A 13,680-nucleotide genomic window follows, 5' to 3' on the forward strand; every position below is an offset into this window, starting at 1 on the left:
TCTTGTCATGTTATAGTTACACTATTATTAGGGCAAGTCACCACAGAGATTAATTCGGAGAAAAATATGTTATGTGCCATCTACAGAAGTTCATTACGGGATCAGACCTATCTGTATATTGAAAAAAAAGATGACTTCTCCCGTGTCCCTGAGGAACTCCTGAAAGGTTTTGGCAAGCCAGTGCTGGCAATGGTGCTATCCCTGGCCGGGCGGGAAAAATTAGGCAGTGCAGATATCCATAAAGTGAAGCAGGAGTTGCAGGAAAAAGGCTATTATTTACAGGTGCCGCCGCCGGTTGAAAACTTACTTAAAACACATCTGGCTTCTGCGAAAAATTAATTATTAAGATTACTCTGTAATTATAACCAGTATTATTTTCGGGGTGTGCCTTGCATCCCGTTTCACATTTTCTGTATGAACCCCATCGTTACCCCGTCTTTTTATCTCTCACCGGGCAGCAGATTTTCATTAACGGTAATCCGGGATAAGAGTTTGTTACCGGTTTCTCCGGCAAAGATTGGCTTAGCCGGTTGAGAACTATTTTCTTTTCTATGTTTTCCTGATAATTATAGTCCGCTAATTGTTCACTTTTTGTAACGAGGGCTCGGCATGTATCAGCATCGGAACTGGCAGGGAGAGTTACTGGATCTTCCGGCAGGCAAAGTCGTTTGTGTTGGCAGTAACTACGCGAAGCATATCAGTGAAATGGGCAGTATTACCCCGGAAGAGCCGGTTGTCTTTATTAAACCGGAAACTGCACTCTGTGATTTACGGCAGCCGCTACATCTGCTTACCGGTTTTGGCGAGATCCATCATGAAACCGAGCTGGCCGTGCTGATAGGCAGCACTTTACAACAGGCTGACGAAGAACAGATCTTACCGGCGATTGCCGGTTACGGTGTTGCGCTGGATTTGACCCTGCGCTCGGTGCAGGCAGGTCTGAAGAAGAAAGGGCAGCCGTGGGAAAAGTCAAAAGGCTTTGATAATTCCTGCCCCGTTTCCGGGTTCGTCCCTGCCGCGGAATTTGCGAGTGATCCGCAAAACACCGCGCTGCAGCTGGAGATCAACGGAGAAGTCCGTCAGTCAGGGAATACCCGCGACATGATCCACAAGATAGTGCCGTTGATCGCCTATATGTCACGTTTTTTCACCCTGCGGCCCGGTGATATTATTCTCACCGGGACTCCGGAGGGCGTCGGACCACTGACTGCCGGCGATGCGCTGACAGTCTCATTCGCCGGTCATGCGATAACGACGCGGGTCGCGTAGGGCTTGCATATCGGGCGATGACTCTTTATAACGGGCGCCTGAAACGGATAAAGAGAAATTGCTAATGATGACAAACGCCCCATTCTGGGAAACCAGGCGCCTTGAAGACATGACCGATGAGCAGTGGGAATCCGTCTGTGATGGCTGCGGACAGTGTTGTCTGAATAAATTACAGGACGCCGATACGGATGAAATTTACTTCACTAACGTGGCCTGTAATTTACTGAACATCAAAAGCTGTCGTTGCCGGCACTATGAAAATCGTTTCGAATATGAACCCGATTGCATCAAGCTGACGCGTGAAAATCTGCCGACCTTTTCATGGCTCCCACGGACGTGCGGGTACCGGTTACTGGCTGAAGGGAAACCCTTACCCGCCTGGCATCCGTTGCGTACCGGGTCTGCAAAAGAGATGCATGCGAATCGTATTTCGGTCAGATATATTGCCGTGCGGGAAAGTGAAGTGCAGAACTGGGAAGATCATATCATCGAACGTCCCGACAGGGGTTGCTAACATGACTGCACCCTGGCCGGGACGTCCCGCCCGGCTTATTTCCTTCTGAACAGGCTTATCTGGGCAATTAACACCACAACCGCGACCAGCAGATAGGCGGCAAATACACCGACCAGCCACTCAGGCATGCTGAGGTTGAAAAGCGTCCAGCTACGATCCAGGCAGTTACCGTTTGCGACAAACATTCCCGGCACCCACTGATCCAGTGGCAGCCATGAAGGAAAACGGGCTTTGAAGTCACAGGTCGCGAACAGCGGGGGATGGATCTGCAGCATGGTATGTTCCCATGATAACCTGAGTCCTTCAGTCGCACCCACCAGCCAGATAATGATCCCGGCAAAGCGTAGCGGAGTTGCCGGGGCGATAGCACCCACAATGCCTGCCAGCAGTACGCCTAATAATGCACAGCGCTCATAAATACACATCACGCAGGGCTTCAGACCCATGACATGCTGGAACCAGAGCGCGGTGAGTTCAAGCGCCAGCGCTGTCAGGGCCAGCAGAAGCCAGGCGCCGCGGCCTCTGGAACAGCGATTTAACATTACTAACATACTGTTTTCCTTATTTAATCCGGATGTCCGGAAGTGTAAACCAAAACTTCAGATATGCCATCTTTCTGTGAGGATAGTATCAACAGAAGTTGTCAGAGGACGACCACTTTTTCTGACAAACGACTCCGCAATGATCAGACCCCCTGTGAATTGATGATGCTGATCCCGTTTTAGTTATCCGGATGCTATGTCGCCGGACAGGCTTTTGCTATGATATTTTTTTCGTCAAAAGCACGTCAGGTGAAGAGAAAGAAACGTTATGGTGATTAAGGCGCAGACTCCTGCAGGATTTGCTGAAGAATATATTATCGAAAGCATCTGGAACAGTCGTTTTCCGCCAGGAACTTATTTGCCTGCCGAACGCGAATTGTCGGAACTTATCGGTGTGACCCGAACAACGCTCCGTGAAGTTCTGCAACGCTTATCCCGGGATGGCTGGCTGACTATCCGCCACGGGAAACCGACGCGGGTGAATAATTTCTGGGAAACGTCCGGTCTTAATCTGCTTGAGACGCTGGCACACCTTGACCATGAAAGTGTTCCGCAAATGATCGATAATCTTTTTGCGGTGCGCACCAGTATGGCGAGTATTTTTATCAGCCGGGCATTTACCCAAAACCCGCAGCAGGCACAACAGGTGCTGAGCGAAGCCCTGAATGCAGCGGCTGACAGCGCAGAGTATACCGACATCGACTATAAGCTGTTCCAGGGGCTTGCTTTTGCCTCCGGCAATCCTATCTATGGTCTGATCATTAACGGCCTGAAAGGGCTGTTCACCCGGGCAGGGCGTCAGTATTTCTCGCTGGATGAAGCGCGACAGCAGGCCTACGGTTTTTATCATAAGCTTTATGAACTGAGCCTGGCCGGGGTGAATAAATCAGAGGTGGCGGAGACGATCCGCGATTACGGCCGGCGCAGCGCGGAAATCTGGCACGCGCTGCAGTCCTCCCTGCAGAAGAGTACCGCAGAGTCTCCGTGAATGCGTTGCGCCGGTCCTCCCGGCGCTGATATTACTGATGAGGGGCACGGGCAGGGCAGCGTTCAAGTAATTCCACACTACCGTCTTCATTTTCCTGTTCCAGCAGGACATCAAATCCCCATAACCGGTGGATATGCTTCATGACTTCTGTCCTGCTTTCCGCCAGAGAGACTTTTTTTTGTGGTACATAGCGCAGTGTTAATGACCGGTCACCCCGCAAATCCACATTCCATACCTGAATATTGGGTTCCAGCTGACTCAGATTATATTGTGCTGACAATTGCTGACGGATGGTCTGATACCCTTCGTCGTCGTGGATGGCGGAAATTTCCAGATAGTTCTTTCGATAGTCATCGGCCACCGCAAATAACCTGAAATCCCGAATCAGTTTCGGCGACAGAAACTGGCTGATAAAACTTTCATCTTTAAATTCCCGCATGGCGAAATGCAGTGTTTCCAGCCAGTCTTTACCGGCGATATCCGGGAACCAGCGCTTATCTTCCTCCGTCGGCTGTTCACAGATGCGCCTGATATCCTGAAACATGGCAAATCCAAGCGCATAAGGATTAATTCCGCTATACCACGAACTGTTGTAGGGCGGTTGCGCGATCACATTGGTATGGTTATGCAAAAATTCCAGCATAAACCGGTCAGTGACTTTACCTTCGTCATACAGATGATTCAGCAGGGTATAGTGCCAGAACGTTGCCCAGCCTTCGTTCATGACCTGGGTCTGTTTCTGCGGATAGAAATACTGACTGATTTTACGGACGATGCGTAAAATCTCGCGCTGCCAGGGCTCGAGCAACGGGGCATTTTTTTCCATGAAATAGAGCAGGTTTTCCTGAGGTTCTGTCGGATAACGGGGGACAGAGGCTTCTGCCGTCTCTTTTTCTTTGCGCGGTAAGGTACGCCACAGGGTATTTATCTGACTCTGCAGGTAGGCTTCCCGGCTCTGCTGGCGCACCTTCTCTTCCTGCAGAGATATCTTCTGGGGGCGCTTATAGCGGTCGACGCCATAGTTCATCAGGGCATGGCAGGAGTCCAGTAAGCGCTCCACCGTATCGATACCGTATTTTTCTTCACAGTCTGCGATGTAATTTCTGGCGAACAGCAGATAGTCGACGATCGATCCGGCATCCGTCCAGCTACGAAACAGGTAGTTATTTTTAAAGAAAGAGTTATGTCCGTAGCAGGCGTGGGCCATCACCAGGGCCTGCATGGTCATGGTGTTTTCTTCCATCAGATACGCGATACAGGGATTGGAATTGATGACGATTTCGTAGGCCAGCCCCTGCTGTCCGTGTTTGTAGAGTTGCTCGGTTTCAATAAATTTTTTGCCGAAGGACCAATGGGTGTAATTGATCGGCATACCGATACTGGAGTAGGCATCCATCATCTGTTCTGAAGTAATGACTTCTATCTGATGAGGATAGGTCTCCAGGCGGTAATGCTTAGCGACTCTGTCAATTTCAGACAGGTATTGTTCGAGCAAATCAAACGTCCAGTCCGGGCCATCACTCAGGCGCTCTGGCCGCAGGACTGGTCGGTCAAAAAAGGTTGTCATAGCGCACCTCGTCTTTCTGCAGCGAATTATCTTCCGGCGAACCGGCACCATCATCCTGATGAAAGAAACGGTTGCGTACCTGTCAGGTACCTTTTAAGGATAGTCGATAGTTTAGCGGGGCAGTAACGATGGCAGGAGAAAAATGGCGACAAAAAAAGGCTGAATCCGCTTACGGACTATTTTTGCGTCTGAAAGCTGAATTTTGGTCATTAAAACAGGATAATATCCTGTATATAAGGTAAATTTATGGCAACATTTAAAAATTCTGACAACCTTTCGTAAAGCGCATATCCGCATAATTAACTACTAATTTTTAATATTAAACCGATTTAACTACTGAATATTCACTTTAGTGCTGATTTTAGTTACCAGAGAAGTAAAAAAAAGGTGAAATAGCCTGAATCGGGTCATAGGGGTAGTGTTAGTTGATAACACTGCACCAAAGGTCTTTATCAGGTTTATTATGCTGCGGGGGTGGTATGAAGGTTTTGATTCTTGGAAGTGGTGTCGTCGGGGTGACGAGCGCCTGGTATCTGGCGCAGGCAGGTCATGAAGTCACGGTCATCGATCGTAGTAGCGGACCGGCAGAAGAGACCAGTGCCGGCAATGCCGGGCAGATCTCTCCCGGATACGCTTCGCCCTGGGCAGCGCCAGGGATCCCCCTGAAGGCGGTCAAATGGATGTTCCAGAAGCATTCCCCGTTGTCGATTCGCCCGGACGGGACCACCTTCCAGCTGCAATGGATGTTGCAGATGCTGAAGAACTGCACCCTGCCACATTACCAGCAAAACAAAAGCCGTATGGTGCGGATTGCAGAATACAGCAGGGATTGCCTGAAAGATCTGCGGGCGACCACCGGTATCCGTTATGAAGGCCGTCAGGGCGGAACCCTGCAGTTATTTCGTACCGAACAGCAGTTTGAGAGTGCCTCTAAGGATATCAAAGTCCTGGAGGAGGCAGGTGTTCCTTACCGGTTGCTGCAGTCCGGTGAGCTGCATTGCATTGAACCTGCGCTGGCAGCCACGCAGCATAAACTGACCGGCGGGTTACAGTTACCGAATGATGAAACCGGAGATTGTCAGTTATTCACCCGCCGGCTGGCAGCCATGGCTGAACAGGCCGGTGTGACATTCCGCTATAACGTGACGATCGACCAGCTGCTGCGCGACGGCAATAGCATCAGCGGGGTGAAATGCGGTGCGGAAATCCTTACCGCTGATCGTTATATTGTAGCGTGTGGCTCCTATTCTACCGCGTTGCTGAAAGACATCGTTTCAGTCCCTGTCTATCCGCTGAAAGGGTACTCTCTGACGATTCCGGTGAAGAACGCGGACGGCGCACCGGAATCCACCATCCTGGACGAAACCTATAAAGTCGCAGTGACACGCTTTGATAACCGTATCCGGGTCGGGGGGATGGCTGAGATTGTTGGTTTTAACACCAAACTGTTACCGGCTCGCAGAGAAACACTGGAGATGGTGGTCAGGGATCTCTATCCTGAAGGCGGATTTGTTGAACAGGCAACATTCTGGACCGGTTTGCGCCCGATGACTCCGGATGGTACTCCGATCGTTGGCCGGACACCGCTGACGAATCTGTACCTGAACACCGGGCACGGTACACTGGGATGGACGATGGCTTGTGGTTCCGGAAAGCTGATTGCCGATATTATTTCCGGTAATACCCCGGATATTGCGGTGGATGACTTGTCGGTGATGCGCTACTTGCCGGGTTTTGATGGCCGGTCATCCTTGTCTGGTATCAGAGCCGTCAGTTGAGTTTCAGGAGAGTAAGATGTCCCGACCGATTATCGCCACGGTAAATCAACAGGCGTTAGAACAGAATTTAGCGATTATCAGAAAAAAAGCGCCGGACGCCAACATCTGGACAGTGGTTAAAGCCAATGCTTACGGGCACGGTATTTCCCGATGTTATCAGGCCCTGAGTTCTGCCGACGGTTTCGCGCTGCTGAACTATGAAGAAGCCATCCTGCTGCGTGAGCAGGGCTGGCAGAAACCGGTGTTGTTACTGGAAGGCTTTTTTAAAGCTGAGGACCTGGTCTTGCTGGACCGCTATCGTCTGACCACCAGCGTACACAGTGAGTGGCAGATTGAGGCTCTGGCGAATGCCCGGCTATCCGCGCCGCTGAACATCTATGTCAAAATTAACAGCGGGATGAATCGTCTGGGCTTTCGTCCGGAACAACTGAAAGATGTCTGGCGGCGGCTGGCAGCGCTGCCTAATGTCGGCGAAATGACCCTGATGACGCACTTCGCCCGCGGTGAAGAGCCGGACGGCGTGACAGAGCCGGTGGCTCTGCTCGATGCTGCAGCAGAGGGGATGGCACTGCCACGCTGTTTCGCCAACTCGGCGGCGACATTGTGGCACCCGCATACCCATCATCAATGGGTCCGGCCTGGCATTATTCTCTACGGCGCATCGCCTTCGGGTCGCTGGCAGGATATCGCCGATACCGGATTGCAACCGGTCATGCAGTTGCACAGCGAGATCATCGGTATCCAGCAGTTACAGCAAGGGGAAGGCGTGGGGTACGGTTACCGTTACCATGCCGGAAGTGCGCAACGGATTGGCGTGGTGGCCTGTGGTTATGCCGATGGCTACCCGCGTCATGCACCCTCCGGGACCCCGGTAGCCGTCGACGGTATTCTGACCCGCACCGTGGGCCGTGTCTCTATGGACATGATTATGGTGGATCTCACTCCCTGTCCTGAGGCTCATATTGGCTCGAAGGTCGAACTGTGGGGAGAGCAGGTGCATATCGATGATGTGGCCGCGGCTTCCGATACTGTAGGGTATGAACTGATGTGCGCAGTCGCCCCCCGGGTGCCATTTCGCATCCTTTAACCGGCCAACAGCCTCCCTTTATCCGGGAGGCTGTCACCGTTTCGCTCCCGCAGCACAGGTTTCTCTTAATTCTCTTGTGGTTAAAGACGCTCACCCTACACCCCCTCCGCAGAAACAGTCGTCAGTCGCTATCGCTGTCTGTCCCTCATAGCAATGGCCTGAGCCTCGTTTTTACGGGCTGGCGCGTGCCTGATATATCCCTGACTGGAGTAACAGCAGGCGGTCGCTATCGCAGACTATCCCTCACAGCGATGGCCGGAGTCTCGTTTTTTACGGGCTGGCGCGTGACTGATATATCTCTGATTACAGTAACAGCAGGCGGTTGCTATCGCTGACTGTCTCTCACAGCGATGGCCTGAGCCTCGTCTTTTACGGGCTGGCGCGTCTATGAGGGTGTTCCGGTCTGCAGTGATAACCGGCAGAAGTTCGGGCTATGCGTGCTTTATGGCTGCGTTCAGGAACCGCAGACAGAGCGTAGCAACGTTCAACCCTGTATCGCCAGGGGGAAGTGTGTCGTCTGCCGGGTACGGCTGTGGAGTCCTGAACGTCTGCTACTGCCTGCCTGGTTTCCCTGCGCCAGGATGTCGCCGGTCAGTAGAGTTTCATTCACCCGCGTGAGGTATTTCTTTCATCTCTGCAGCTTTCTTTCCCCCGCGAAGCTGGAGGTCGCAGGCGGCGTGCCGCACAGAGTGTTCTGACGGCTCCCGCGGTCCGTCCGCTTCGGTTAATTCTGTCCGAAGTGCTGGTCAGTGACTCTGAAAGGGAAAACAGGGCTGAAGGGATAAAGAGAGGCGGTAGTCTGCAATGACCGTGTTTCACTGAAGCAAGCCTTCGGTAAACAAGGCCGGGGGTTTTACCGGCAGCAACGTGCCGGCAGGAGTCCGGTCAGGCGGGGTAACACAAAAAAATGGCCGGGCGACGGTGGTGTGCCCGGACATCAACAGAGGCCTCCGTCCCTTATAGTTCGGTCAGGGTGCCTTTTACGGAGTGACTGCAGCGCCAGGCGATAAAGGCCAGTGCAGCGCCGATCAGCATCATAAAAGAAAGCGCGTGTTGTGGGGTCAGAGGCAGCGCAAGCATACACAGACTGCCCCCGGCCCCCCCTGCCATCTGGAAGAACCCCTGTAATGCCGATGCCATCCCCGCCTGCTGCTGGTACGGCTCCAGCGCATAGCTGGTGGCCGGGCCGATAATAAACGCCAGGCCCGCGACCGCCAGGGCGACCGGCAACATATAGCTCAGCCAGTGGTGCTGAATGGCCGTACTGAACAGGACGGCTTCACTGCTCAGCAGACCGGCCGCTATCAGCATGCATAGTCCGCCGAAGAACAGACAGAAGGGGCGGCCGGCCTTACGGATCACATAACTGACGATACTGCTGACCAGCATGATCCACAGGCCATTGGCACCGAAGGCCAGCGCAAAAGCAAAAGACGACAGACCCGCCTGTTCCATCAAAACCTGCGGGGCCAGTGATACATAGGTCAGCACCATCCCCAGTGCTCCGGCATTTGCCAGCGCAAAACAGACAAAACGCAGGTCAGCAAGAATTGACGTATACTGCTTTAGCGGGAAAAAGGGAACTTTCAGTGTCTCTTTCGGACGTGTTTCCGGCAGGAACAGCAGAATGATCACCCCAACCACCACCGCATACAGGCAAAGGAAACTGAATGGCGCTCGCCATCCCCAGAACTCAGCCAGAGTTCCTCCCAGTAAAGGGGCCAGTGCGGGGACGATATTCAGCGCGCCATTGAGAAAACCAAAGGTTTTCGCGGCTTCGTCACCGCTAAGACGATCACGGACCCCACTGAATGAGACTACCGCGGTACAGCAGACAGCACAGCCCTGGATTATCCGTGCAGCCAGGAACACCGGCCAGTGGTCGGCGAGGGCTGCCGTCAGGCTGCCGGCGGCGTAAAGGCCTAATCCGGCCATAGCGACGGGTTTGCGGCCGAAGTTATCGACCAGGGGGCCGGTGATTAACTGACCCAATCCCATCACCAGTAAGAACAGAGGAATGGTGGACTGGATATTACTCACCGGGGTATGCAGCCCGGTAGCAACCTGTGGCAGTGTCGGCAGATACAGGTCAATACCCAACGGGGCTAGCAGGACCAGACTCAGCAGTAACAGAGTGTATTTATTCATAAATATACAGGTGACCTGAAAAAAGCGGACAAGATTACCCTGTTTCAGCGGTAACGAATAGTGCTAAATAATAATTTTCCGGCGGACCAGGAACGTACAGCATTAACGGCAGGCGCAGACCCCGCATTATTGCAATGGATCGGCGCCTTCAGACACTGCTCAGAGAGGTTCTCCGCTCATTCTTACGCCGACTTTCAGGATGTCATTGCCTTCTTTTTCGGCAACCGTCCAGGTGACATTCATCCATTCGAGCTGGTCACCGATGACCGGTGTGCCTCCCAGTTGCTGAACGATCAGTCGGGACAGCGGCTGATGAGCCTGAACATCGGGATCCAGTTCCAGCCCGTAGACCTGTGCGATATCATAAAGGTCGGTGCCGGCATCCAGAATAAAATCGCCGAAAAAGCGTTGTTCCAGTGCAGATGGCGGGCTCTGGCTGAACATTTTACCTAACGCCGGCAAATCTTTTTCCCGCCCGATAACACAGAGGATGTCATCTTCCTGTAAACGGGTTGACCCGGACGGATGCATCAGCACATTACCGCGGAACAGGGCTGCAATACGGGTATCTGCCGGCATTTCCAGCTCTCTCAGTGCCGCACCGACGCACCATTTGTCCGCACCGAGCTGATAGACAAATTCTTCCCATTGGGTATCCGGATGGATATCCAGTCCGATACGTTGAATAGGCTCGGCGGTGGGCGGGACTACCACTTTACCCAGCTTTGCCGCTTTGGTCAGAGAGGTTCCCTGTAGCATCAGGGACACCAGTACCACAAAGAAAGCGATATCAAAGTAAAGCTTGGCGTTATCCAGGCCGGCCATCATCGGGAAGACGGCAAGGATGATGGGTACCGCTCCCCGTAAGCCGACCCAACTGATAAAGAAACGTTCTCTCAGGGTAAAGTTCTTAAACGGTAACAGACCGGCAAATACCGACAACGGCCGTGCGATAAAAATAAGCCACAGCGAAAGCAGCATGGCGGGGAGTGCAATTTCCCATAAATCGGTTGGCACCACTAACAGCCCCAGAACAATAAACATCCCGATCTGGCTTAACCAGGCCATTCCGTCAAAAGTCTGCAGGATACCGTTACGGTTGCGCACCGGCGTATTACCCAGCCAGCAGCCGCAAAGATACACCGCCAGAATACCGCTGCCTTCCATCAGTGTGGTCAGGGCAAAGACGAGGATCCCGCCACTCACGGCCAGTAACGGGTAGAGGCCCGGCGGTAAGGTGATGCGGTTAATTAACTGCTGGATGGCGAAACCACCCCCGATGCCCAGTACAATGCCCAGTCCGAACTCCTGCACCAGATGCACCAGAAACATCATGTTCAGGCCGGTTTGTCCCTTCTGGATCATATCAATCAGCGTAATGGTCAGAAACACGGCCATCGGGTCATTACTGCCGGATTCGATTTCCAGTGTGGAGCTGACACGTTCGTTTAACCCTTTTCCCCCTAACAGTGAAAAAACGGCAGCGGCATCGGTTGAACCGATAATCGCGCCAATCAGGAAGCCCTGCATCAGGTCGAGATGAAATAACCAGGCGGCCATCATTCCGGTCAGTCCGGCGGTGATCAAAACACCGATGGTAGCCAGCGACAGGGAAGGCCAGAGCGCCACTTTCAGCGAACCGACGCGGGTGCGCATGCCCCCGTCCAGCAGGATAACCGCCAGCGCCAGGTTAGAGATCAGATAAGCAGCCGGATAGTTATCAAAGGCAATGCCACCGATGCCGTCTTCCCCGGCCAGCATGCCCAGCGCAAGAAAGATCACCAGAATAGGAATACCCAGTTTTGATGAGAAGGCACTGAGTATAATACTGGACGCTACCAGCACTGAGCCAATAACGAAGAGACTGTAAATCATGCCGGAATCCAATGTAACTGCTCCCTGAAGATAAATAATGTGGCAGAAATAATATTCTGCAGGATCCCTGAATCGGGCCGGAAATCATCATCGGGTCATCTGTACCCGTCGCGGTTGACCAGGCAAGCCCGGCGCCTTTATGGACGTATCGATCGCACCCGTACGCCGGTTATAAACGGTGAACGATAGCGCCTGCGTAATAAACCGTCGTATTTCTTTCAATGTTTAGTGTCCCGGCATCCATGCGCCGCTGGCCACGAACCAGATGAGTAAACCTACACCGGCAATAATAATCGCGACCGGAAATAAATAGCCAATTTTCATCATACGCTCCCGGAAATGGATAACCGCAGGCCTGCAGGATAGGGGATTTTTACAGGCGTTATGCACAGTGTCAGCGAAACGCTAAAACTGCCGCACTATTATAAACGAATATCCTCTCCGGACGCATCGTCTAAGGCTATCGGCAGAGAGATAACCCCCGCAAAAAGGAAAAAGTACAGAGTCCGGTGAGCGGTTCAGTAAAACGGGAGGGCAGAACTTCCCGGCCAGAAAGGGCCGGTCCGGGAAGCAGGTTCAGTTTCCGGCCGTCTGACGTTGGAATAATTCACGAAACACAGGGTAAATATCTTCCGGTTCGCGGATTTGCTGGATAGCAAAATTTTCAAAACGATGCTGTAACTGCTCATACTCACGCCATAATGTCTGATGGGCCCGGCGGGTGATTTCAATATAACTGTAATACCGGACCACCGGCAGCAGTTCAGCGGCCAGCAATTCATGGCAGAGGGGGGAGTCATCCGCCCAGTTGTCTCCGTCGGAGGCCTGCGCGGCATAAATATTCCACTGCTGCGGATCATAGCGTTCCCTGATCACCTCATTCATCAGTTTCAGCGCACTGGAGACAATGGTTCCTCCGGTTTCCTGTGAATAGAAAAACTCATGCTCATCGACTTCTTTTGCCTGCGTGTGGTGGCGAATATAAACCACCTCAACGTTTTTATAGCTGCGGCTGAGAAATAAATACAACAGAATATAAAACCGTTTCGCCATATCTTTCGTCGGCTGATCCATCGAGCCTGACACATCCATCAGGCAGAACATCACCGCCTGACTGGAGGGTTCAGCCCGTTTTTCGAAATTTTTATAACGCAAATCAAAGGTATCAATAAAAGGAACGCGGGCGATACTGGCTTTCAGTTCGGCGATTTCACGTTCCAGCCGTTCCTCTTCCAGCAGCTGTGCCGGTTCCTGACAACGAAGCTCCGCAAGCGCCAGTTCACATTCTGCCAGTAGCCGCCGCTTACCCGCCGTCATCGCTGTTCGCCGCGCCAGCGAGTTCTGTAATGAACGCACGACGCTGATATTAGAAGGCACACCGTTAGCACTATAACCTGCACGATGCACTTTATATTCGGTTAAGCGGTTCTGGTTATTTTTCTGCAGATTGGGCAGGGCCAGATCGTCAAACAGCAGGTCAAGGTATTCATCTTTTGAAATAGAAAAGCTGAAACTGTCTTCACCTTCTCCCTGCTGACTGGCCTCACCCTGACCGGAGCCAGAGCCGCCACCCCCCGGGTTACGTTCGATACGATCGTGGGTAATAAACTGATCATTGCCGGGATGAACCCGGGTTCGTTCTCCACCGCCGCCCTGGTGAAACGAAGGCTCGCGGATGTCATCGACAGGAATGGAAACAGACTCGCCGCTGCCGGTATCGGTGACTGAGCGTTTATTGATTGCATCAGCAATAGATTTTTTAATTTGCGATTTATAACGACGTAAAAAGCGCTGACGATTCACCGCACTTTTATTTTTACCGTTCAGTCGCCGATCGATAAAATAGGACATAACTGACTCCCGGACAACACAGTTAAACGGGAGGGCGGCAGATCTCTGCCGCCCGGAGACG

At 52.5% G+C, this 13,680-nt stretch carries 12 protein-coding genes; 6 read left to right on the top strand and 6 right to left on the bottom strand.

All coding sequences use genetic code 11. The features are described from left to right. Positions 1-66: 66 nt before the first annotated feature. The 3 genes from JK223_RS02225 to JK223_RS02235 all read left to right on the top strand — a co-directional run bounded on the left by JK223_RS02225 (position 67) and on the right by JK223_RS02235 (position 1,783). A complete protein-coding gene (locus JK223_RS02225; RefSeq protein ID WP_212712573.1) occupies positions 67-339 on the top strand; it encodes a YcgL domain-containing protein in 273 nt (90 codons plus the stop codon). A gap of 270 nt (positions 340-609) precedes the next feature. Then, positions 610-1,269 (top strand): fumarylacetoacetate hydrolase family protein, encoded by a 660-nt coding sequence (locus JK223_RS02230; RefSeq protein WP_212712574.1) that lies wholly within the window; start codon positions 610-612, stop codon positions 1,267-1,269. Between the two features lie 67 nt (positions 1,270-1,336). Next, the gene (locus tag JK223_RS02235) at positions 1,337-1,783 is read left to right on the top strand and encodes a YcgN family cysteine cluster protein (protein WP_212712645.1); all 447 of its coding nucleotides are present in this window, start codon (positions 1,337-1,339) and stop codon (positions 1,781-1,783) included. 35 nt (positions 1,784-1,818) lie between these two features. Here JK223_RS02235 and dsbB read toward each other — a convergent pair whose 3' ends face one another. Continuing rightward, on the bottom strand, positions 1,819-2,334 hold the full coding sequence (dsbB, locus tag JK223_RS02240; RefSeq protein ID WP_212712575.1) for a disulfide bond formation protein DsbB: 516 nt from the start codon (positions 2,332-2,334) through the stop codon (positions 1,819-1,821). Positions 2,335-2,593: 259 nt separating this feature from the next. Here dsbB and fadR point away from each other — a divergent pair, with 259 nt between their 5' ends. Then, the gene (fadR, locus tag JK223_RS02245) at positions 2,594-3,313 is read left to right on the top strand and encodes a fatty acid metabolism transcriptional regulator FadR (RefSeq protein ID WP_212712576.1); all 720 of its coding nucleotides are present in this window, start codon (positions 2,594-2,596) and stop codon (positions 3,311-3,313) included. 31 nt (positions 3,314-3,344) lie between these two features. Here fadR and JK223_RS02250 read toward each other — a convergent pair whose 3' ends face one another. Beyond that, on the bottom strand, positions 3,345-4,880 hold the full coding sequence (locus JK223_RS02250; RefSeq protein WP_212712577.1) for a SpoVR family protein: 1,536 nt from the start codon (positions 4,878-4,880) through the stop codon (positions 3,345-3,347). Between the two features lie 479 nt (positions 4,881-5,359). Here JK223_RS02250 and JK223_RS02255 point away from each other — a divergent pair, with 479 nt between their 5' ends. Both JK223_RS02255 and dadX read left to right on the top strand, forming a co-directional pair. Beyond that, positions 5,360-6,658: a D-amino acid dehydrogenase gene (locus JK223_RS02255; RefSeq protein ID WP_212712578.1), complete on the top strand. Its 1,299-nt coding sequence runs from the start codon at positions 5,360-5,362 to the stop codon at positions 6,656-6,658. Between the two features lie 16 nt (positions 6,659-6,674). Continuing rightward, a complete protein-coding gene (dadX, locus tag JK223_RS02260) occupies positions 6,675-7,745 on the top strand; it encodes a catabolic alanine racemase DadX (RefSeq protein WP_212712579.1) in 1,071 nt (356 codons plus the stop codon). A gap of 957 nt (positions 7,746-8,702) precedes the next feature. On the opposite strand, the gene JK223_RS02265 is transcribed toward dadX, so the two are convergent. The 4 genes from JK223_RS02265 to JK223_RS02280 form a co-directional block, all read right to left on the bottom strand. Beyond that, positions 8,703-9,893: a multidrug effflux MFS transporter gene (locus JK223_RS02265; RefSeq protein WP_212712580.1), complete on the bottom strand. Its 1,191-nt coding sequence runs from the start codon at positions 9,891-9,893 to the stop codon at positions 8,703-8,705. Between the two features lie 159 nt (positions 9,894-10,052). Continuing rightward, entirely contained in the window at positions 10,053-11,768 is a 1,716-nt protein-coding gene (locus JK223_RS02270; protein WP_371813019.1) for a potassium/proton antiporter, read from the bottom strand. 225 nt (positions 11,769-11,993) lie between these two features. Beyond that, a complete protein-coding gene (locus JK223_RS02275; protein WP_212712646.1) occupies positions 11,994-12,092 on the bottom strand; it encodes a YoaK family small membrane protein in 99 nt (32 codons plus the stop codon). A 252-nt stretch (positions 12,093-12,344) separates the two neighbouring features. After that, entirely contained in the window at positions 12,345-13,619 is a 1,275-nt protein-coding gene (locus JK223_RS02280; protein ID WP_212712582.1) for a YeaH/YhbH family protein, read from the bottom strand. Positions 13,620-13,680 lie beyond the last annotated feature (61 nt).

Source organism: Tatumella sp. JGM118, assembly GCF_018257515.1.
Taxonomy (GTDB): Bacteria; Pseudomonadota; Gammaproteobacteria; order Enterobacterales; family Enterobacteriaceae; genus Tatumella; species Tatumella terrea.

What these genes read in the sequence shown, in the direction of transcription:
- dadX (WP_212712579.1), top strand. Translation starts at nt 6,675, where the DNA reads ATGTCCCGACCGATTATCGCCACGGTAAATCAACAGGCGTTAGAACAG.
- JK223_RS02275 (WP_212712646.1), bottom strand. Translation starts at nt 12,092, where the DNA reads ATGAAAATTGGCTATTTATTTCCGGTCGCGATTATTATTGCCGGTGTA.
- JK223_RS02270 (WP_371813019.1), bottom strand. Translation starts at nt 11,768, where the DNA reads ATGATTTACAGTCTCTTCGTTATTGGCTCAGTGCTGGTAGCGTCCAGT.
- JK223_RS02255 (WP_212712578.1), top strand. Translation starts at nt 5,360, where the DNA reads ATGAAGGTTTTGATTCTTGGAAGTGGTGTCGTCGGGGTGACGAGCGCC.
- JK223_RS02230 (WP_212712574.1), top strand. Translation starts at nt 610, where the DNA reads ATGTATCAGCATCGGAACTGGCAGGGAGAGTTACTGGATCTTCCGGCA.
- JK223_RS02280 (WP_212712582.1), bottom strand. Translation starts at nt 13,619, where the DNA reads ATGTCCTATTTTATCGATCGGCGACTGAACGGTAAAAATAAAAGTGCG.
- JK223_RS02250 (WP_212712577.1), bottom strand. Translation starts at nt 4,880, where the DNA reads ATGACAACCTTTTTTGACCGACCAGTCCTGCGGCCAGAGCGCCTGAGT.
- dsbB (WP_212712575.1), bottom strand. Translation starts at nt 2,334, where the DNA reads ATGTTAGTAATGTTAAATCGCTGTTCCAGAGGCCGCGGCGCCTGGCTT.
- JK223_RS02265 (WP_212712580.1), bottom strand. Translation starts at nt 9,893, where the DNA reads ATGAATAAATACACTCTGTTACTGCTGAGTCTGGTCCTGCTAGCCCCG.
- fadR (WP_212712576.1), top strand. Translation starts at nt 2,594, where the DNA reads ATGGTGATTAAGGCGCAGACTCCTGCAGGATTTGCTGAAGAATATATT.
- JK223_RS02225 (WP_212712573.1), top strand. Translation starts at nt 67, where the DNA reads ATGTTATGTGCCATCTACAGAAGTTCATTACGGGATCAGACCTATCTG.
- JK223_RS02235 (WP_212712645.1), top strand. Translation starts at nt 1,337, where the DNA reads ATGACAAACGCCCCATTCTGGGAAACCAGGCGCCTTGAAGACATGACC.